The sequence below is a fragment of the Sphingomonas sp. G-3-2-10 genome, from assembly GCF_012927115.1.
Taxonomy (GTDB): Bacteria; Pseudomonadota; Alphaproteobacteria; order Sphingomonadales; family Sphingomonadaceae; genus Sphingomonas.
In genome coordinates this window covers 3,101,537-3,122,027 of record NZ_JABBFY010000001.1, presented here as the reverse complement: position 1 = coordinate 3,122,027, position 20,491 = coordinate 3,101,537, and the positions used below count along the sequence as shown (strand labels likewise).

Here is a 20,491-nt window from a genome sequence, read left to right as displayed (position 1 = left end):
CTCACAACAACTCGACCGAATAGATTTCGTCCGGCCGCCAGGCGAGGCCGAGCAGCATGCGCGCGCCGACCAGCAGCACGATCACCGCGAGCGCGAGGCGGAGATGCTCGGGCCGCGCCTTCGACGCCATCCGCGCGCCCAGCTGCGCGCCGACCACCGATCCGAGCAGCAGCAGCGCGGCGAGGACGATGTCGACCGCCTTGGTGGTGGTCGCATGGACCATCGTCGCCCAGGCGGTGACGATCATGATCTGGAACAGCGACGTGCCGACCACCACCTGCGTTCCCATGCCGAGCAGATAGAGCATCGCGGGGACGAGGATGAAGCCGCCGCCGACGCCCAGCAGCATCGTCAATATGCCGGTGAAGAAGCCGAGGATCAGCGGGGCGAGCGGCGAGATGTACAGGCCCGAACGATAGAAGCGCCAGCGGAAGGGCAGCATCGCGATCATCGGATGATGCCGCCGCTTGCGCGCCCTGATCGTGACGCCGGCGCGCTGCGCCCGCAGCGTCTGAAGCGATTCGGTGAGCATCAGCCCGCCGATCGATCCGAGCATCAGGACATAGAGGATCGCGATCACCGTATCGATCGCGCCGGTCGATTGCAGCCAGGCGAAGATGCCCGCGCCCGCGAAACTGCCGATCACCCCGCCCGCGACCAATACGCCGCCCATCTGCATGTCCACCCCGTCGCGGCGCAGATGCGCGAACACGCCCGAGACGCTCGCGCCGGTCACCTGGCTGGCGGAGGATGCCGCGGCGACGGTCGGCGGGATGCCGTAGAAGATCAGCAGCGGGGTGGTCAGAAACCCGCCGCCCACGCCGAACATGCCGGAGAGCAACCCCACGCCGAGCCCCAGCGCGACGATCACCAGCGCATTGACCGAGAGATTGGCGATGGGGAGGTACAGGTCCACGGCTTCGCCGATACCCTGCCTTGCCGTGCAGCAAAAGGCAGGCGCGTCAGAAATCGCTTCCCAAGGTTAGCGCCAATCCCGAACCCGGTCGTGCGTCGCCCGCGACCCGCTGCCGCCAGTCGAGCGCGACGCGCAGATTCTGTCCGGCAAGCGGCACTTCCAGCGTCGCCGACGGCCCCACATCGAGCCGCTGCGCATCGCGTTGCGCAGCGCCCCATACGCCGCCGCCCAGCGCCAGCCGGGCCGGGCCGAGATGGGCGACGGTGCGTGTCGCGCGGGCTGCGCCATCGGCATAGGGTTCGATCCGGTCGCGGCGGATCGCACCGGCCTGCGCATAGGTTTCGAGGCGGAACCCGGCGGGGATGCGGCTGTCGGTGCCCGCGACCAGCCCCAGGCCGGGTCCGCTTCGCCCGCCGTCGATGGCGAAGCGATATTCGGCGACGAGCCGGACCGGCGCGCGGCCGGGCTGCCATTCGACGCCAAGTGCAGCTTCGCGGCCCTTGCCCTGGAGCGGTGTCACCGCGCGTCCGAACAATGCGATGCGCCGGTCGGGGTCGATCAGCCAGGCGATCCGCAGTCCCGCTTGCCCGCCGCCGATCTGCCCGCCGGGCGCGGCGCCGAGGCCGTTGCCCGGGCGAGCCACCAGCCATGCGCTGCCCGACCAGCGCGAGACCATCGGGCGAAACGGCTGTTGCGCCACCGCCGCCGGTACGGGCAGCGCGAAGGGCGTGGCGGCGCGCGGCTTGTCGACATATTCGGCTGGGCCGAACCGGATCGTGCTGAGCAGCGCCATTTCGAGGCGTTCGCGATCGGCGCGCGGCTTCGGCGGAGCGGCCGCGCGGGCCGCCGGAGCGGTGCGGGGCAGGGGCGGCGGGCGATGCTTCGCGGCCGGCGCGGGTTCGGGAGGCTCCCGTGGCGGCAGTGACGGCAGGCCGGCCGGGACGAACTCGCGGATCGCTTCGGGCAGGGATCCGGTCTGCAGCCACAGGAAAGCGATCCGCACGCCCACCCAGACGACGCAGACCAGCGCGAGGAAACGTAGCGGCCGGCCGCGTCCGGTGACGAAGGCGGTCACGCGGCTGCGCGCTCGGGATCGTCCGGGAAATGATGCGCGGTCTTGTCCCATTTCGGGACGGAGCCGCCGAGCATCCGGACATAGGCGAAGATCGCCCGCCGCGCCGCAGCCAGCGCGATGGCATTGCCAACCGCCAGCCGCGCGGGCGCCCAGCAGGCTTCGCGCCAGCCATAAGCGCGCGCCACGAACAGCGCACGCACCGCGATCCGCCACCCGAGCAGCGCGAAGTTCACGATCAGCAACCAGCCGATCCACGCTGGATAATCGGGTGTCGGAGAGTTCGCGATCAGATGCGCGCCGAGCGAGGTGACCCACATCACCAGCGCCAGATAGGCGGTCGCCAGCACCGGGATTTCGAGGATCGCGCGCCGGTCACGCATCCGCATCCAGTGATCGCCGAACGCACCTGCGCGGCCCCAACCGGTCCGGTCCCACCCCGCCAGCGCGATGCCTGTCATCCAGCGCGCCTTCTGCTTGGACGCGGCTTTGAACTCATGGGGGAAATAGGCGCGTACCGCGACCGGCGGCCCACCGGCCGTTTCAGAGATCCGCGCGAAGACCGTCCGTCCACCCATCGCCGAAACGGTCAGCCCAAGCTCATAATCTTCGGTCAGGCTGTCCTTATCAAACGGCGCGCCGCCTCGCGCCTCGGCGATCCGCCCGATCATATCGCGCCGGATCGCGCAGCCGACACCGGCAAAGGGCAGCCCGGCGCGCAAAGTCTGGCGCACGAGCATCTGCTTCCCGTGTGCTTCCGCGAATTCGTCGAGATAGTGTCCCGAGACGAGCGGAGACCCCGCGCTGCGCAGTGGTACCACAGGCAGTTGCACCGCCTCGTGACGCATCAGCTCATGCGCGAAGACTCTCAGCTCGAGCGGGTGGACCAGATCCTCCGCATCGTGGAGCGCCACCGCCAGCACCTTGCTGCCGTCGCGGATTTCGTCGCGCAGCAGCGCGCGCCACAGGGCGTTGAGGCAATCGGCCTTGGTCGTCGGCCCCGGTTTCGGCCCGATCACCAGCCGTATCCGGCGATCATGCTCGGCGACGCCGGCCACGGCATCGATCGTCGCTCGGTCGTTTGGATAGGTGCCGATATAGATGCGGTAGTCGGGATAATCGAAGCGCGCGAGCGCGGTGCGCAGCATGTCGCCGATCACATCGGATTCGTCCCATGCCGCCACGAACACCGCGATCCGCCCCGGCGCCGCCGCGTCGGTCACGGTCTCCTGTTCTGGGGGACCGGCCCACCAGATCCGCAGCCGCCGCCAGCCGTAGACGAGATCGACCATCGCATCGTCGAGGCCGCCGATCAGGAACCAGATCGCCGCGAACAGCATCGCTTCGCGCGCAACGGCATCGATGCCGGCGATGATGAACGCCGCAGCCCCCAAGCGACCCCTCCGATTCGGATGGGCGACTATCCGTTCGCCTTCCTGAAGGTTCAAGGATCGTCAGGGACTTAGCCCGACTATTCAGTCCATTATGGAGTCTATTGACCATGATCGGACGAGGCCCCGGCGCCGCGTCCGGCAACGGTTCCCGATGTCCGCAAGGGAACCATGACGCCAAAATGTTCGCTGGACACGGCAGGGCGCGCGGCTATCGTCACGCGCTGCCTGTAGGGGGAAGATGCCATGAAGCTCGGTGCTCGTGTCGCGTTGCTGGCTCTGGCGCTCGCGCCAATCGGTGCGGTCGCTGCGTTCGGAGACAACAGCCCGCAGGTCGAAATGGCCACCCCCGGCATCGGCGACGGCGCGATCGAGCGCTTTACCGTCCGCTTCACCCATCCGATGGTTCCGCTGGGCGATCCACGCGCCGAGGGACCGTTCAAGGTCGAATGTCCGGTCGCGGGCGAGGGCCGCTGGGTCGATCAGACGACCTATGTCTATGAATTCGCCAATCCGCTCCCCGGCGGCGTCACCTGCAAATTCGCCTTCCGCGACAAGCTGAAGACCCTGTCGGGCTATGACGTGGCCGGCCAGCGCGAATTCACCGTCGATTCGGGCGGCCCGATCGCCCGCGCGGTGCTGCCCAGCCGCTATGGCAGCGAGATCGAGGAGGATCAGGTCTTCCTCGTCGCCGCGAACATGGGCGTCGATCGCGCGTCGGTCGCCACCGGCGCCTATTGCTCGGTCGACGGCGTGGGCGAGAAGATCCCGGTCGAGGTGCTCGGCGCGGACGTGGCCGCCAAGCTGCTGACCGATCTCGGCACCGATCGCTGGGAAGTGCGCAGCTTCCTGACCGATGCCGGCTTGCCCCAGACGCTCCCGGCCAAGCCCGAGGACCGGGCGAAGGCGACCCAGAGCCTCGTCGCGCTGAAGTGCGGCCGTCCGCTGCCCGCGGGCAAGGACATGGCGCTGATGTGGGGCAAGGACATCAAGAGCCCCACCGGCCGCCTCGCCGGGGCCGATCAGCGCTTCGACTTCACCGTGCGCAAGCCGTTCACCGCGCGCTTCGAATGCTCGCGGGTCAATCCGCAGGCCGGGTGCAGCCCGGTGCAGGAAGCCTGGGTCCGCTTCTCCTCGCCCATCCCCAAGGCGCAGGCCGAGGCGATCCGCATCACCCTGCCCGATGGCAAGCAGCTGACTCCGACGCTGAACGACAGCGACAAGAACAACGCCAATGTCAGCGACGTGAAGTTCAAGGCGCCGCTGCCCGCCGACATGACCGCGAAGCTGATCCTGCCCGCGGGCATCGCCGACGAAAGCGGCCGCAAGCTGAGCAATGGCGAGCGCTTCCCGCTCGAGGTGCGCTTCGATTCCCCGCCGCCGCTGGTGAAGTTCGCCGCGACCTTCGGCATTCTCGAGGCGAAGGAAGGCGGCACGCTGCCCGTCACCGTCCGGAACGTGGAACCACAGCTGGCGACCAGCCGCCTCGCCTTGTCGGGCCAGACGCTCAAGGTCGAGAGCGACGGCGATGTCGCCAAATGGCTGCGCACCATCGACGACGCCGACGATTACAAGAGCGACGAGGTCAAGCGCGGCAAGGAAAGCGTGCGGATCAACCAGACGGGTGCGAAGTCGATCCTCGCCGGCGTCGCGGGCGCCTCGAATTATCAGTTCGGCCTGCCCAGCGCGGGCAAGGAATTCGAAGTCGTCGGCATCAATCTGGGCAAGCCAGGCTTCTATGTCGTCGAGATCGCGTCCCCGCGCCTCGGCGAAGCGCTGCTCGGCCGCAAGGCGCCGCGCTATGTCGCCGCCGGCGCGCTCGTCACCAACCTGTCGGTCCATTTCAAATGGGGTCGCGAAGGCTCGCTCGTCTGGGTGACCGCGCTCGACAGCGGCGCGGGCGTGGGCGAAGCCGACGTCCAGATCACCGACAGCTGCACCGGGCAGTTGCTGGCCAAGGGCAAGACCGACGCCTCGGGCCGCCTCGGCGTGCCTGCCGGGCTGCCTCAGCCCGAAACCTGGGAAAGCTGCGACGATGGCGGCGCGCATCCGCTGATGATCTCGGCGCGCAAGGCCGATGATTTCAGCTTCAACCTTACCAGCTGGGGCAACGGCATCCGCCCGACCGATTTCGACCTGCCCTATGGCTGGGAAGCCGCGGGCGAGATTTTCCACACTGTGTTCGATCGCTCGCTCGTCCGTCAGGGCGAGGCGATCCACATGAAGCACATCGTCCGCAAGCCGGTGGCCAAGGGCTTCGGCGCGGGCAGCCCGATCACCGGCACGCTGCGCCTGTCGCATCGCGGTTCGGACACCAAGTTCGAACTGCCGGTCACGATCGACGCCAACGGCAATGGCGAGACCGACTGGACCGCGCCGCAGGGCGCGCCGATGGGCGATTACGACCTGCAGGTCGTCTATAAGGACAAGGCGGGCGACGAGAAGACGATCTGGACCGACCAGTCGTTCAAGATCGACGAATATCGCCTGCCGACGATGCGCGCGAGCGTGAACGGGCCGAAGGATGCGCTGGTCCGCCCGGCCAGCGTGCCGCTCGACCTGTTCGTCGGCTATCTCGCGGGCGGCGGCGCGTCGAACCTGCCGGTCGAGATCCGCGTCGGCTATTTCCCCGGCTATCGCACCCCCTCGGGCTATGAAGGCTACACCTTCGGCGGCCAGCCGATGACCGAAGGCGTCAAGCCGATCGACGGCAATGACGAGGAATATGATGCCGGGCCGACGCTCCCGCCGACCCAGACGCTGCCCTCGACGCTGAACGCCGAAGGATCGGCGCGCACCAGCATCGACGTGCCCCAGACGCTCACCGACACCACCAACATGGTGGTCGAGATGGATTATCAGGACGCGAACGGCGAGATCCTGACCGCGTCGAAGCGTATCCCGATCTACAGCTCGGCGATCCAGCTTGGCGTGAAGACCGATGGCTGGCTGATGAAGCAGGACGATCTGCGCCTGCGCTTCGTCGCGCTCGATACCTCGGGCAAGCCGATCGTGGGGCAGGCCATTTCGGTCGAGCTGTACAGCCGCGAGATCCTGACCGCGCGGCGCCGCCTGATCGGTGGCTTCTACGCCTATGACAATCAGATGCGCACCACGCGTCTGGCGGCGACTTGCTCGGCGACCAGCGACGCGCAGGGCCTCGCCACGTGCCAGGTCGATCCGGGCGTGTCGGGCGAAGTCTATGCCGTCGCCACCGCCAAGGACGCCAACGGCAATGTCGCGCGCGCGGTCCAGTCGGTGTGGCTGGCGGGCGAGGACGAATGGTGGTTCGGCGGCGACAATGGCGACCGGATGGACGTCATTCCCGAGAAGCAGGAATACAAGGCGGGCGAGACCGCCAAATTCCAGGTCCGTATGCCGTTCCGCGAAGCGACCGCACTGGTCACCGTCGAGCGCGAAGGCGTGCTCAACAGCTTCGTCGTGGGCCTGACCGGCACCGATCCCGTAATCGAGGTGCCGATGCCGGGCGACTATGCGCCCGACGTCTATGTCTCGGTCATGGCCGTGCGCGGCCGCGTCGACGGCTGGCAGACCTGGCGCGCGGACATGGCGCGCGACTGGGGCACCAACATCTTCTCCAAGGATGGCGGCAAGCCGACCGCGACGGTCGATCTCGCCAAGCCGAGCTACCGCGTCGGTATCGCCAAGGTGAAGGTCGGCTGGGATTCGCATCGCCTCGGCGTCGCGGTGAAGGCCGACAAGGAGAAATATGCCGCGCGCGACACCGCGACCGTCGAGGTCCAGGTGAAGACGCCCGACGGCAAGCCCGCCGCGCAGGCCGACGTCGCCTTCGCCGCGGTCGACGAAGCGTTGCTCCAGCTTTCGCCCAACGACAGCTGGGACGTGCTGACCGCGATGATGGGCAGCCGCCCGCTCTCGGTGCTCACCTCGACCGCGCAGATGCAGGTCGTCGGCAAGCGGCACTACGGCAAGAAGGCCGTCGAGGCAGGCGGTGGCGGCGGCGGCGATCTCTCGGGGTTGAACCGCGAGAATTTCCAGCCGGTGCTGCTGTGGAAGGGCAAGGTCGATCTCGACGCCAATGGCCGTGCCAAGGTGCAGGTGCCGCTGTCGGATGCGCTGACCTCGTTCCGCCTCGTCGCGATCGCCACCAACGGCGCGGCGCAGTTCGGCACCGGCGAAGCGGTGATCCGATCGGCGCAGGATCTCAGCATCTTCTCGGGCATCCCGCCCTTGGTCCGCACCGGCGACCGGTTCGGCGCGACCTTCACGCTGCGCAACGGCTCGGACAAGCCGATGAAGGTCACCGCGACCGTCAAGCTCGATCCGCAGGTCGCCACCGGCAATCCGCTCACCGTCGATATCCCGGCGGGCGGCGCGGTGCCGGTCGCGTGGAACCTCACCGCCCCGGCCAATGAAGGCAATCTCAGCTGGACGGTCGAAGCGAAGAGTGCCGACGGCAAGTCGGTCGACAGGGTCACGGTGACGCAGGAAGTCGTGCCCGCCGTGCCGGTCGAGACCTGGGCCGCGACGCTTGCCCGCGTCGGCGGCAATACCAGCTTCACCATTGCGCCGCCCGCCGGGGCGTTGCCGGGCCGCGGCTCGGTCGACGTGCTGCTCGCCGATACGCTCGCGCCGCCGCTCACCGGGGTGCGCGACTATATGGCGCGCTATCCGTATAATTGCCTCGAACAGCGCACGTCGCGTGCGATCGCGACGGGGGATAGCGGGGCGTGGACGCTGATCGCATCCGAACTGCCGGCCTATCTCGATGGCGACGGTCTGGCGCGTTATTTCACCAACAATGCGCTGCCGGGATCGGAAGCGCTGACCGCCTATATCCTGTCGATCACCGCCGAGGCCGGGCTGCCCTTGCCCGACGCGCCCAAGGCCAAGATGATCGAAGCGCTCAAGTCCGTCCTCGATGGGCGCCTGCGCCGCGAGGATTATGGCGATGTCCGGCTCCAGCGCGTCGCGGCCTTCGCCGCATTGGCGCGCAACAATGCCGCCACGCCGGCGATGCTCGGCCAGCTCGGTATCACCCCGGCCGACATGCCCACTGCGACGCTTGCCGACTATATCGGCGGGCTGAACCGGGTTCCGGGCCTTGCCAACGCCGCGGCGCTGCGCGCCGATGCAGAGAAGGTGCTGCGCACCCGCCTGGTCTATGAAGGCACCCGCGTCGACCTGTCGGACAAGGGCAACAGCCCGTGGTGGCTGATGTCGTCGGACGACGAAGCCGCGCTGAAGGCCGTGCTGGTCACGCTCGGCCGCCCCGGCTGGGAGAATGACTCGGGCAAGATGATGGTCGGCGTGGCGATGCGCCAGACGCGCGGCCATTGGGACACGACCACCGCCAATGCTTGGGGCACGGTCGCGGCGCGGCGCTTCATGGCGCTCTATCCCGCCGAAGCGATCGCCGGCGTCACCAACGGTACGCTGGGTGGCCAGTCGATCCTGCGCAACTGGCCGTTGGCCGAGCCGGAGCGCAGCTTCAGCTTCGCGCTGCCCGCCGCCAGCACCCCGCTGGTGATGACCCAGTCGGGCGGAACGGGCCCCTGGGCGTTCGTCTCGGTCAAGGCGGCGGTGCCGCTCACCCAGCCGCTCCATGCCGGTTACAAGATGACGAAGACGACCGAAGTGATCCAGGCGTTCAAGCCCGGCACCCTCTCGCGCGGCGATGTCATCAAGGTGACGATCACGGTCGAGGCCAGCGCCGAACGCAACTGGGTGGTCGTCAGCGATCCGGTGCCCGCGGGTGCGACGGTCGTCAGCAATCTCGGCGGCCAGTCGCAGATGCTCGGCGAAGCGGCCGGATCGGGTTCGGGCGTGCAGCCGAGCTATATCGAGCGCGGACGCGACAATTGGCGCGCCTATTTCGGCTGGGTCCCGCGCGGCAGCTTCACCGTCTCTTACGTGATGCGCCTGAACGCGGCGGGCACGTTCAGCCTGCCGGCAACCCGGGTCGAGGCGATGTATTCGCCCGAGATCCGTTCGCAGGTGCCCAACCAGGCGGTGACCGTGGCGCAACGGTGAGTGTGGTGTGAACTGGCTTGAAACGGTTCGAAGCCATCCGCTTGCGCTGAAGGCCGGACGTGCGGCCGCTGCGGTTCGCGGATGGGGCGATCGGCTGCGCGATGACTGGGACGAGCGCGGCTGGCGCGGGCTGGCCACGCCGCCGCGCATCGTCGCCTCGGTCGCGGCGCTGTTGATCGCCGGCTACGCCACGGTCGACTGGATCACGCTGCCGCCGCATCTGCCCGACTATGCCGGGCAGCGCGCGCGCTACACCGCGTCCGAAGCGTGGCTCTACGATCGCAACGGCGTGCTGCTCGACAGTTCGCGCGTGGACTATCAGGTCCGCCGCCTCGGCTGGACGAATCTGTCGGACATTTCGCCTGACGCACGCGAGACGATCCTCGCCGCCGAGGATCGCCGCTTCCGCGATCATGGCGGGGTGGACTGGCTGTCGCTCGGCGGCTCGATCCGTGACCGGTTCGAGGGAAAGCGCTCGCGCGGGGCCTCCACCCTGTCGATGCAGGTGGCGGGATTTCTCTCGCCCGATCTTGCCGCGCCGGGCCAGCGCGGCAATCTCGACAAGCTGCGCCAGATGCGCGCGGCCTGGGCGCTCGAATCGCGCTGGAGCAAGGATCAGATTCTCGAGGCCTATCTCAACCTCGCCGGGTTTCGCGGTGAGGCGCAGGGGATCGGCGCCGCCGCGCTCGGCCTGTTCGGCAAGACCCCCTCGGCGCTGACTCGCGACGATGCGCTGCTGCTCGCGGCGTTGCTGCCCGAACCCGGCGCGCCCGCGCCCAAGGTCGCGCAACGCGCTTGTGCGCTGTCGAAGGAAAAGGACTGCACCCGCTTCCTCCCCGCCGCCACCACGATGCTCGGTCCCGCGCGCAGCCTGGCGCTCGATCCCGGCCTCGCGCCGCATCTGGCCGACATGCTGCTGCGCAAGCCCGGCGCGAAGGTCACCACGACGATCGACGTCCGCATCCAGCGCGCGGCGATCGCGGCGCTGCGTCGACAGTTGCAGGGCCTTGGCGGAACGCGCGCGCGCGATGGCGCGGTGGTGGTGGTCGACAATGCGACCGGCGACATATTGGCGATGGTCGGCGGGATCGGCGGCGCATCGACCGCGCCCGCGGTCAACGGCGCGACGGCCTATCGCCAGGCCGGATCGACGCTGAAGCCGTTCCTCTACGCGCAGGCGATAGAGAAGGGCTATCTCACCGCCGCGTCGATCCTCGACGATTCGCCGGTTCAGCTCGACACCGCTTCGGGCCTCTACGTCCCCCAGAATTACGACAAAGGCTTCAAGGGACCCGTCTCCGCTCGCGTCGCGCTGGCGGGCTCGCTCAACGTGCCCGCGGTGCGCACCCTGCTGCTTGTCGGGGTCGATGCCTTCCGCGACCGGCTGTTCGACACTGGCTATGCGGGGCTGGTCGAGGACGGCCAATATTATGGCTTCAGCCTCGCACTGGGGTCGGCCGAAGTGACCTTGGTGGAGCAGGCCGCCGCCTATCGCAGCCTGGCCCTTGGCGGCCGATGGACGCCGGTGCGCATGATCCTTGGCGAGAAGCTGGGGAGCAGCCGCCGCACCACTACGCCCGAAGCGGCATGGATCGTCGCCGACATGCTGGCCGATCCCAACGCCCGCGCCGCCACCTTCGGCCTCGATTCGGCACTGCGCCTGCCCTTTTGGGCTGCGGTGAAGACCGGCACGTCGAAAGCGATGCGCGACAATTGGTGCGTCGGCTTCTCCGATCGCTTCACCGTGGCGGTGTGGGTCGGCAACATGGAAGGCGATCCGATGCGCGCGGTCTCGGGCACCAGCGGGGCGGCGCCGGTGTGGCGCGACGTGATGATGGCGCTCCATGCCGGGTCGCCGGGCAAGGCGATCGCGCGTCCGGGCGATGTCGAGGAACGCCAGATCCGTTTCACCGGCGGGCTGGAACAGCCGCGCCGCGAATATTTCCTCCGGGGCACGGGGATGACCCTTGTCGCCAGCGCCCCGCCCGAATCGCGGCGCCCGCGCATCGTCAATCCGGCCTCTGGCGCGGTCTATGCGCTTGATCCCGATATCCCGCCCGATCGCCAGAAGCTGTCGATCGCGGTGTCGGGCGATGTGCTGGGGCACCGGCTGGTGCTCGACAAGACCGATCTGGGGCTGGCGAGTTCGGGGCCGATGATCGCCGCCGGACGGGGCCAGCATCGCCTTCGCCTGATCGATCTCGGCGGGCGTGTCGTCGATCAGATCGTCTTCACGATCCGTTGATTGCGCTTTGATCTTGCCGCGCCGGCCCGCTCCCCCACCCGGCCACCCATAGAATAAACTTCCGTTGGGTGGCCGGGTGGGGGAGCGGGCCGGCACCGCATCCGCGCGAGCGGATCAAGCCAATTGCACACATACTGAACCAAAGTGATTCTGCCGCGTTTCGCGATTCGGTCCCACCCCCTTTCGGGACCCGTGGCCGATCGTCCGGACACGACGAGGCCCCGGCCGGCGCATGCCGTCCGGGGCCTCTTTTCTACTGGGTTATCGCTTACCAGTAGAAGCCGCGGATCACCCGGATGACGCGGCCGCGGCGGGTATCGACCAGCAGCAGATCGTCATAGTGGCGCACCCAGGCCTGGTTGTAGCCCGGCTGGGGCAGGCGATAGCGCCACGGATCCGAGATGCGATAGCGCGGGCCGTAGAAGCTCACGCCGATGCTCACGCCCGGGCGGAACGAGTTGTAGCGGAACGGCGCACGCCAGTTGCCGCGCGAATAGAGGCCGCGGTTGCTGTTGCGCCAGCCGCGCCAGTCGTCGTCGCCCCAGCGGCGATCGCGGCGGTCATCGCGATAGTCCCGACGGTCGTTGCGGCGATCGTTGCGATAATCCCGGCGGTCGTCCCGGCGATCCTGACGATAGTCCCGGCGATCGTCGCGATAATCGCGGCGCTGTTCGCGCGACTGGGCCTGCGCCGCCGGAATGGCCACCGGCATGGCGACGGCTGCGAGCAGCGCGGCGGTGATAAACTTTTTCATTGTCCGTCCTCCTGACATTTCCCGACCGGAAGCGCGGGAGCACTTGCCGGTTGATGCCGTTCTAGGAGGGGCAGACTGAACCGCGCGGGAACGCGCGCTTCATGCGCCAGACAGGAAGGTTACTGGCCGCCGCCGGCCGGACCGCCGGTGCCCGGCGCGCCGACCTGACCGATATTGCCGAACAGATCCTGCAGGAAGCTGCGGTGACGGCCCAGCGTCGGGGTCTTCTTGCCGGTCGGATCGACATTGGCGACCAGCTCGACGCCGCTGCGGTCCACCGCGGTGACGTTGCCTGCGCCGTCGAAGCGGACACGCAGAGTCAGCTGTTCCTTCACGCGCGGCGAATTGAAGCCGTAATTGCGGCTGTCGCGCGACACATAATACCAGTCGCCCTTCTGGCCTTCGAACTGGCTGGTCAGCGTCGGCTGGCCGAGCGTCTTGAGCACCGAATCGCGGTTGTCGATGCCCGGCTGGATCGAATCGACCAGTTCCTTGTCGACGATATAGCCCTGATGCGTGCGCACCGGCGCGCAGGCCGACGTGCCCAGAAGAGCGAGCACCGCGGCCGAAGCCAGCGCGCGGACAGGAAACATCGACATCAACTTCTCCAGGCAATAACGCCGCACACGCGCGATTGCATCGCGCACCGATCGTCTCAATATGCGCGGAATTGCGGCCAAACAAGGTCGAGGAACGCCAGAGTGCGGCGCCGCGACCCCTCGGTGCCGCCGAATCAGGAATTGGAACCCGTTATGAGCCTGCTTCAGCGTCTGTTCGGCAAGCCCGATCGCGGCACCGCGCCGGTGCTGTACGCGGCGATCGTCGCGCGCGCCCGCCAGCCGCACTGGTATGTCGAGGGCGCCGTGCCCGACACGGTCGACGGCCGGTTCGATATGATCGCGGTGGTCATGACGCTCGTGCTGCTGCGGCTCGAAGGGGAGCCCACTGCCACCTTGCCCAGCACTCAGCTCGCCGAAGTGTTCATCGACGACATGGATGGCCAGCTGCGCGAATGGGGCGTGGGCGACATCGTCGTGGGCAAGCGAATCGGCAAGATGATGGGGATGATCGGCGGCCGCCTCGGCGCCTATCGCACCGCGCTGGAGGCCGGCGACCTCAAGCCCGCGCTGGTCCGCAACCTCTATCGCGGCGCGGCGCCCGATCCGGCCGAACTGGCGCATGTCGAATCGGCGCTGCTCGAGTTGCGCCATTGCCTTGCCGCGACTCCGGTCACGACCCTGCTCGACGGGGAACTGCCCGCGTGACCACGCCCGAATTTCACCGGCCCCATCGGCTCGACCAGATCGGCGCGGGCGACAGCAATGTGAGCGTCACCGCCGCCGCCGCCGAGCGCGTGGCGCTGGCCGAACGCTTCGATCTCCAGTCGATCGGCGCGCTCGAGGCATCCTATAAATTGCGCCGCGATGCCGCCGGCGTGCGTGCAGCGGGCCATCTTTCGGCGAGGGTCGTGCAGAGCTGCGTCGTCACCGGCGATCCGGTGCCCGCCACGGTCGATGAGGATTTCGACATCCGCTTCGTGCCCGAAGGCGAGGCCGGAGACGAGGTCGAACTGTCCGAGGACGAGTGCGACATCGTATTCTACACCGGCGGCGCGATCGATCTGGGCGAAGCGGCGGCGGAAACCCTCGCGCTCGCGCTCGATCCCTTTCCGCGCAGCGGGGGGGCGAGCGAGACGCTGAAGGCGGCCGGCGTCATCAGCGAGGACGAAGCCGAAGCGCTCGCGGCAAGGAAGGAATCCAGCCCGTTCGACGCGCTGGCGGCGCTGAAGGACAAGCTGGGGAAGTAAGCCTTTCCTTCCCGTCACCCTGGGCTTGTTCGGCGTCCATCCCTTTCGAACACCTAAGGGTGCTCCGGCCTTTGCCCGAGCACGAAAACGCCTATTTGGTCTACAGGGATATGCCCCGAACAAGTCCGGGGTGACGATCGATATGGACCGGACGGGAAATTCCGATGCCTCAGCCCTTCGCGGCAATCCCCCGCGCCAGCATTGATGCGATCGTATCGGCGATCGCTTCGGGATCGCTATCGTCGGCCCATACCGAATAGCGCAGCCCCAGAAACACGTTCATGCCCATGATCGCCCAGGCATGGACCTCGGAAATGTCGTCGCGCACTTCGCCGCGATCGGCGGCGGCGCGAAGGCGGGCCGCGATGCGATCGGCGGTGGTCGCATAGTGCATGCGGAAGCTCTCGGGATCGACGAACTCGGCTTCGTCGATGATCCGGTAGATTTCCTTGTGCGAGCGGGCGAACTTGATGAACTCCAGCAGACCCGCGCGCTCGGCATCGATCTGGCCGGTCGCGGCGCGGATCGCGGGGCCGACATGCTCCTTCACCTGCTCGGACATGTCGCGGACGAGGGCGCGGAACACGTCGTCCTTCGAATCGAAATAGGTGTAGAAGCTGCCCAGCGCGACGCCCGCCCGGCGGGTGATCCCCGCGATCGAGCCTTCGTGGAATCCCTTCTCGCCGAATTCGACCGCCGCCGCGTCGAGAATCGCGCGCAGCGTCTTGCGGCCGCGCGCGGTGCGCGGCTCCTTGCCCGCGCTCGCTTCGCTGTGCGGCACGCTGGTCGAATCGGTCGGATCACTCGCCCCCGGCGCCGGTGATGTGGCCGCGATGCCACGCCCGTCTGCCATTTTTCACTCTCCCGCTCGATCCAAGTTGAAACTTGGTTCAGGTTTCAGTATTGCATCCTCCAACAACCTGCAACCCGTACGTAAGCACGGGTCATAATTGGGGAGGAACACCTGATGTCACGCATGATTCCGTCCGTTCGCACGATTCTCTACGCCGGCGCCGCCTTCACCGCGCTGAGCGCCGTTCCCGCTTATGCGCAGGACGCGGCCGGCGACGCGACCGTCGCCGAGGATAATGGCGAGATCGTCGTCACCGCCCGCCGCCGCGAGGAATCGCTGCTCGACGTGCCGATCGCGGTCACCGCGTTCAGCGGCGAGCAGCTCGAAAAGAACGGTGCGATCGACATCACCGATATCGGCCAGACCACCCCGAACGTTACCGTCGAAGTCTCGCGCGGCACCAATTCGACCCTGTCGGCCTTCATCCGCGGCGTCGGCCAGCAGGATCCGGTCGCCGGCTTCGAAGCAGGCGTCGGCCTCTATCTCGACGACGTGTACCTCAATCGTCCCCAAGCCGCGGTCCTCGACATCTATGACGTCGAGCGGATCGAAGTGCTGCGCGGCCCGCAGGGCACGCTCTATGGCCGCAACACGATCGGCGGCGCGGTGAAGTATGTCACGCGCCGCATCGGCAACGATCCCACGATCAAGCTGCGCGGCACCTATGGCACGTACAACCAGGCCGACATCGTCGTCAGCGCCTCGGCCCCGATCGGCGATACCGGCCTGAAGGTCGGCGGCGCGTTCGCTCGCCTGTCGCGCGGCGGCTTCGGCGAGAACCTCACCACCGGGCAGGACAATTACAACAAGGACATCTGGGCCGGCCGCGCCACGATCGAGTTCGAGCCTGCGACCAGCGCCTATTTCCGCGTCAGCGGCGACTATACCAAGGACAAGAGCAACACGCGCGGCGGCCATCGCCTGATCCCGGGCATCGCCAGCGGCACCCCGGTGCTTGCCGATGTCTATGATTCGCGCGGCGGTCTCGTCAGCCCGACGCAGGATGTCGAGAGCTGGGGCATCACCGGCCTTGCCGAGCTGAAGCCCGCCGACTGGCTGACCTTCCGCTCGATCACCGGCTATCGCAAGGACGACAGCGCCTCGCCGATCGACTTCGACGCGCTCGCCGCGGTGCAGGTCGACGTGCCGGCCTATTACAACAACGAACAGTTCAGCCAGGAAGCGCAGTTCCTGATCGACACCGGGTCGTTCTCGGGCCTGGTCGGCATCTATTATCTCGACGCCAAGTCGCGCACCGTGTTCGACGTGCGCCTGCCCGGCGGCGTCACCGCGCTGACCTTCGGCAACGTCTCGACCGACACCACCGCCGTGTTCGGCGACTTCACCTACGACTTCAACGACATGTTCAGCGTGTCGGCCGGCGGCCGCTACACCTGGGATACGCGCCGCGCGACCGTGATCCGCAACACCTATCTCGGCGGCGGATCGCCCTATTTCGGCGGCACCGGCACGTTGTTCGCACAGACCTCGAACTTCTCGGGCATCGGCAGCTTCGAGGAATTCACCCCGCGCGCCTCGCTCAGCTTCAAGCCGACCGCCGATCACCAGCTCTACGCAAGCTGGTCGAAGGGCTTCAAGGGCGGCGGCTTCGATCCGCGCGGCCAGTCGAGCGCGTGCCGTACTCCGCTGGGCGGCGCCTGCAACGACCAGCAGGTCTATGACTTCATGTCGTTCGATCCCGAGAAGGTCACCACCTACGAAATCGGCTGGAAGGCTTCGATGTTCGATCGCCGCCTCAGCTGGGCGCTCGCGGTGTTCAATTCGGACTATACCGACGTGCAGGTTCCCGGCTCGATCGGCACCACCGTCGGCGGCATCCAGACCTTCATCGGCGTCACCACCAATGCCGGCAAGGCGCGCATCCGCGGCGTCGAGTTCGAAGGCAATGCCGTTCTCGCCCGCGATCTGGGCGCGACCGGCGGCCGCCTGAACCTCAGCTGGTCGCTGGGTTACATGGACGCCAAGTATCTGCGCTTCATCGACGCCCGCGGCATCGACGTCGCCAGCCGCCGCAAGATCCAGAATACCCCGGACCTGACCGCCAGCGCTACGCTCGGCTATTCGGTGCCCGTCGGTGACGGATCGATCAGCGTCAGCGGCACCTGGTCGTACCGCAGCGACTCGCAGCAGTTCGAACTGCGCACGCCGATGCTCGACCAGCCGGCCTATTCGCTGTTCGACGCCAACTTCGTCTGGGAGATCAACGACAATTTCTCGATCGGCGTCCACGGCAAGAATATCTTCGACAAGCGCTACATCGTCGCTGGCTACAACTTCCTCAGCCAGAATCCGGACACCGGCAATTTCAACCTGACCGGCGCGGGCGCCTATATCCCGACGCTGGGCACCGAAGGCGTGCTGACGGCCTATTACGGCAATCCGCGCCAGGTGTTCGTCACGGGCACGATCAAGTTCTGATCTGACGCGGAAACTCCCACGTAACGCGTAAACTCCGGGCCGGGCGTCTCACGACTCCCGGCCCTTTTCCTGCCAGGGAAGTTCGATGACCCAGACCGCCGAAACTGCCTCGCCTCCCACGCCCGTCTATCGCGGGGTGGTCCTTGCGATGCTGCTGCTGGTCTATACGTTCAACTTCCTCGACCGGCAGATCCTCAGCATCCTCGCCCAGCCGGTGAAGGCGTCGCTCCAGCTGACCGACACCCAGCTGGGCCTGCTCGGCGGGCTGGCTTTCGCGGCGCTCTATTCGACGTTGGCGATCCCGCTGGCGCTGCTGGCGGACAAGACCAGCCGGACCTGGGTCATCACCATCTCGCTCGGCGTGTGGAGCGGCTTCACCGCCTTGTGCGGCGTGGCCCAGAATTTCACCCAGATGTTCCTGTTCCGCCTCGGCGTCGGCGTCGGCGAAGCGGGCGGGGTCGCGCCTTCCTATGCGCTGATCGGCGACTATTTCCCGCCCGAGAAGCGCGCACGGGCGCTTTCGATCTATTCGCTCGGCATCCCGCTGGGCGCAGCCGGCGGCGCCCTGCTCGGCGGCTATATCGCGCAGACGGTCGAGTGGCGCACGGCGTTCATCGCCATCGGCCTTGCCGGCGTCGCGATCGCCCCGATCTTCCGCCTGATCGTCAAGGATCGTCCGCGCCCCGCCACCCCGCAGGCGCAGATCCCGGTGGCTCAGGTGTTCGGCATCCTCGCGGCCAAGCCCAGCTTCTGGCTGATGGCGTTCGGCGCGGCGGCGGGATCGATGTGCGGCTATGGCGTCGCCTTCTGGCTGCCCAGCCTGCTGATGCGCAGCTTCGGGCTGAACCTGATCCAGGTCGGCCAGTTCTTCGGCGCGCTGCTGCTCACCGGCGGCGTGTTCGGTGTGCTGTTCGGCGGCTGGATCGGCGACCGGATGGGCCGCCGCGACCGCAAATATTACGCGCTGATCCCGGCCATCTCGTACATCGTCGGCACGCCCCTGTTCATTGCGGGTGTCATGTCGAGCGGCTGGGCGATGGCGCTCGCGCTGTTCATCGTGCCGCAGGCGCTGGTCTATGTCTGGCTCGGCCCGGTGCTGACCGCGGTCCAGCACCTCGTCCCGGCCCATATGCGCGCGACCGCTTCGGCCAGCTTCCTGCTGATCAACAATCTGATCGGGCTGGGGCTGGGCTCGACGGTGATCGGCCTGATCTCCGACCAGCTCGCGCCGACCTATGGCGTGGACGCGCTGCGCTACGCCATTGCGATCGGGCTATGCTCCTATCTCGTCGCGGGCCTACTGATGATCTTCGCGAGCCGGACGCTGCACAAGGATTGGGTGGAGTAAGCCGCAGCCGTCATGCCGGCGAAAGCTGGCATCTCAGGCAGATGGAGACCCCGGCTTTCACCGGGGTGACGGCCTTCTACCGCTCCCGCGTCGCCATGAACTTCACCTTGGAATAGCGATCGGCAATATAGCCGACTTCCCAAGCGGATTTCGCCATGAACACCGGGTTGCCGTCGCGATCCTTGGCCATCGCGCCGCGATTGAGCTCCACGAACTCCTTCATCGCCGCCGGGTCCTCGCTCGAAATCCAGCGCGCGGTCTCGAACGGCGCCATCTCCAGCGCCGCCGCGACCTTGTACTCCGCGTCCAGCCGGCTGAGCAGTACGTCGAGCTGGAGCTGGCCGACCACCCCGATCACCCAGTTCGATCCGATGTCGGGATAGAAAACCTGCGTCACGCCTTCCTCGGCCATGTCGTCCAGCGCCTTGCGCAGCTGCTTGGTCTTGGTCGGGTCTTTCAGCACCACGCGGCGCAGGATTTCGGGCGCGAAGTTGGGCAGCCCGGTGAAGCGCACGTCCGCACGCTCGCTCAGCGTATCGCCCACGCGCAGCACGCCATGATTGGGAATGCCGATGATGTCGCCGGGAAAGGCTTCGTCGGCCAGTTCGCGTTCGCGCGCGAAGAACAGGATCGGCGAATGGATCGCGATCGGCTTGCCGTGGCCGGTCGGCGTCAGCTTCATGCCGCGCCGGAACGTCCCCGACACCAGCCGCATGAACGCGATGCGGTCGCGATGGTTGGGGTCCATGTTCGCCTGCACCTTGAACACGAAGCCGGTGACCTGCGATTCGCCGGGCGAGACGGGCGCGGGTTCGGCGGGCAGGGCGTGCGGCGGCGGCGCGTGCTGCGCCAGCGCGTCGATCAGCGAATCGACGCCGAACTCCTTCAGCGCCGATCCGAAATAGACCGGCGTGAGGTCGCCGTTGCGATACGCCTCGGCATCGAACGGGACATAGCCGACGCCCGCCAGCTCGATCTCCTCGCGCAGCTTCGCTGCATTCTCGGCCGAGACCAGGGCATCGAGCTGCGGATCGTCGAGCCCGGAAAGCTGCACAACCTTGCCCTGAAACTCACGGCTGTCGCCTTCGGCCAGCAGCAGGCGATGGTCGACAAGGTCGTAAATGCCCTGGAAGGTACCGCCCATGCCGACGGGCCAGGTCATCGGCGTCACGTCGAGCGCGAGCAGATTGGCGATCTCGTCGAGCGTCTCGAACACTTCGCGGCCTTCGCGATCGACCTTGTTGACGAAGGTGATGATCGGCACGCTGCGCAGGCGGCAGACTTCGAACAGCTTGCGCGTCTGGCTTTCGATGCCCTTGGCGACGTCGATCACCATCACCGCGGAGTCGACCGCGGTCAGGGTGCGGTACGTGTCTTCCGAAAAGTCTTCGTGGCCCGGCGTGTCGAGCAGGTTGAACGTCACGTTGTTCCGCTCGAACGTCATCACGCTCGACGTCACCGAAATGCCGCGCTGCTGCTCGATCTTCATCCAGTCCGAACGCGCGCGCCGTGCGGCGCCGCGCGCCTTGACCTCGCCGGCAAGATGGATCGCGCCGCCGAACAGCAGCAGCTTTTCGGTCAGCGTGGTCTTGCCCGCGTCGGGGTGGGAAATGATCGCGAAGGTGCGGCGTTCGTTCGGGGAAGGCATCGC

13 protein-coding genes are annotated in these 20,491 nt (G+C 67.3%); 6 read left to right on the top strand and 7 right to left on the bottom strand.

Annotation, left to right across the window (positions count from 1 at the left end; all coding sequences use genetic code 11):
• Nucleotide 1 precedes the first annotated feature (1 nt).
• The 3 genes from HHL13_RS15665 to HHL13_RS15655 are packed head-to-tail and all read right to left on the bottom strand — an operon-like array spanning nt 2 to nt 3,382.
• The gene (locus tag HHL13_RS15665) at nt 2–916 is read right to left on the bottom strand and encodes a sulfite exporter TauE/SafE family protein (protein ID WP_169556532.1); all 915 of its coding nucleotides are present in this window, start codon (nt 914–916) and stop codon (nt 2–4) included.
• Nucleotides 917–962: 46 nt separating this feature from the next.
• The gene (locus HHL13_RS22570; RefSeq protein ID WP_240953727.1) at nt 963–1,991 is read right to left on the bottom strand and encodes a hypothetical protein; all 1,029 of its coding nucleotides are present in this window, start codon (nt 1,989–1,991) and stop codon (nt 963–965) included.
• Entirely contained in the window at nt 1,988–3,382 is a 1,395-nt protein-coding gene (locus tag HHL13_RS15655) for a glycosyl transferase family protein (protein WP_206376941.1), read from the bottom strand. The genes HHL13_RS22570 and HHL13_RS15655 overlap by 4 nt, the downstream gene beginning before the upstream one ends.
• Before the next feature lie 243 nt (nt 3,383–3,625).
• Between HHL13_RS15655 and HHL13_RS15650 the strand changes: the two genes are divergently transcribed.
• Together HHL13_RS15650 and pbpC are read left to right on the top strand one after the other, a co-directional pair.
• On the top strand, nt 3,626–9,394 hold the full coding sequence (locus tag HHL13_RS15650; protein WP_169556531.1) for an MG2 domain-containing protein: 5,769 nt from the start codon (nt 3,626–3,628) through the stop codon (nt 9,392–9,394).
• Between the two features lie 148 nt (nt 9,395–9,542).
• On the top strand, nt 9,543–11,639 hold the full coding sequence (gene pbpC, locus HHL13_RS15645; protein ID WP_346775581.1) for a penicillin-binding protein 1C: 2,097 nt from the start codon (nt 9,543–9,545) through the stop codon (nt 11,637–11,639).
• Between the two features lie 268 nt (nt 11,640–11,907).
• On the opposite strand, the gene HHL13_RS15640 is transcribed toward pbpC, so the two are convergent.
• Together HHL13_RS15640 and bamE are read right to left on the bottom strand one after the other, a co-directional pair.
• Entirely contained in the window at nt 11,908–12,393 is a 486-nt protein-coding gene (locus tag HHL13_RS15640) for an RcnB family protein (RefSeq protein ID WP_169556530.1), read from the bottom strand.
• A 119-nt stretch (nt 12,394–12,512) separates the two neighbouring features.
• On the bottom strand, nt 12,513–12,992 hold the full coding sequence (gene bamE, locus HHL13_RS15635; RefSeq protein WP_169556529.1) for an outer membrane protein assembly factor BamE: 480 nt from the start codon (nt 12,990–12,992) through the stop codon (nt 12,513–12,515).
• Between the two features lie 153 nt (nt 12,993–13,145).
• On the opposite strand from bamE, the gene HHL13_RS15630 reads away from it, so the two are divergent.
• Together HHL13_RS15630 and HHL13_RS15625 are read left to right on the top strand one after the other, a co-directional pair.
• Nucleotides 13,146–13,658 carry a ubiquinol-cytochrome C chaperone family protein gene (locus HHL13_RS15630; RefSeq protein ID WP_169556528.1) on the top strand — a complete coding sequence of 171 codons (513 nt, stop codon included), beginning with the start codon at nt 13,146–13,148 and terminating at the stop codon, nt 13,656–13,658.
• Entirely contained in the window at nt 13,655–14,200 is a 546-nt protein-coding gene (locus tag HHL13_RS15625) for a DUF177 domain-containing protein (RefSeq protein ID WP_169556527.1), read from the top strand. Before HHL13_RS15630 ends, HHL13_RS15625 begins: the two co-directional genes overlap by 4 nt.
• 169 nt (nt 14,201–14,369) lie before the next feature.
• Here the strand turns inward: HHL13_RS15625 and HHL13_RS15620 are convergent, their stop codons facing one another.
• Nucleotides 14,370–15,053, bottom strand: a complete 684-nt coding sequence (locus tag HHL13_RS15620; protein WP_169556526.1) for a TetR/AcrR family transcriptional regulator — start codon at nt 15,051–15,053, stop codon at nt 14,370–14,372.
• A 114-nt stretch (nt 15,054–15,167) separates the two neighbouring features.
• Here HHL13_RS15620 and HHL13_RS15615 point away from each other — a divergent pair, with 114 nt between their 5' ends.
• On the top strand, nt 15,168–17,492 hold the full coding sequence (locus HHL13_RS15615) for a TonB-dependent receptor (RefSeq protein WP_169556525.1): 2,325 nt from the start codon (nt 15,168–15,170) through the stop codon (nt 17,490–17,492).
• Nucleotides 17,493–17,577: 85 nt separating this feature from the next.
• The gene (locus HHL13_RS15610) at nt 17,578–18,840 is read left to right on the top strand and encodes an MFS transporter (RefSeq protein WP_240953726.1); all 1,263 of its coding nucleotides are present in this window, start codon (nt 17,578–17,580) and stop codon (nt 18,838–18,840) included.
• Between the two features lie 76 nt (nt 18,841–18,916).
• Here the strand turns inward: HHL13_RS15610 and HHL13_RS15605 are convergent, their stop codons facing one another.
• Nucleotides 18,917–20,488 (bottom strand): peptide chain release factor 3, encoded by a 1,572-nt coding sequence (locus HHL13_RS15605; RefSeq protein ID WP_169556524.1) that lies wholly within the window; start codon nt 20,486–20,488, stop codon nt 18,917–18,919.
• Nucleotides 20,489–20,491 lie beyond the last annotated feature (3 nt).

Coding starts and splice junctions, on each gene's coding strand:
- bamE (WP_169556529.1), bottom strand. CDS start 12,992: ATGTCGATGTTTCCTGTCCGCGCGCTGGCTTCGGCCGCGGTGCTCGCT.
- HHL13_RS15630 (WP_169556528.1), top strand. CDS start 13,146: ATGAGCCTGCTTCAGCGTCTGTTCGGCAAGCCCGATCGCGGCACCGCG.
- HHL13_RS15610 (WP_240953726.1), top strand. CDS start 17,578: ATGACCCAGACCGCCGAAACTGCCTCGCCTCCCACGCCCGTCTATCGC.
- HHL13_RS15620 (WP_169556526.1), bottom strand. CDS start 15,053: ATGGCAGACGGGCGTGGCATCGCGGCCACATCACCGGCGCCGGGGGCG.
- HHL13_RS15640 (WP_169556530.1), bottom strand. CDS start 12,393: ATGAAAAAGTTTATCACCGCCGCGCTGCTCGCAGCCGTCGCCATGCCG.
- HHL13_RS15605 (WP_169556524.1), bottom strand. CDS start 20,488: ATGCCTTCCCCGAACGAACGCCGCACCTTCGCGATCATTTCCCACCCC.
- HHL13_RS15615 (WP_169556525.1), top strand. CDS start 15,168: ATGTCACGCATGATTCCGTCCGTTCGCACGATTCTCTACGCCGGCGCC.
- HHL13_RS15650 (WP_169556531.1), top strand. CDS start 3,626: ATGAAGCTCGGTGCTCGTGTCGCGTTGCTGGCTCTGGCGCTCGCGCCA.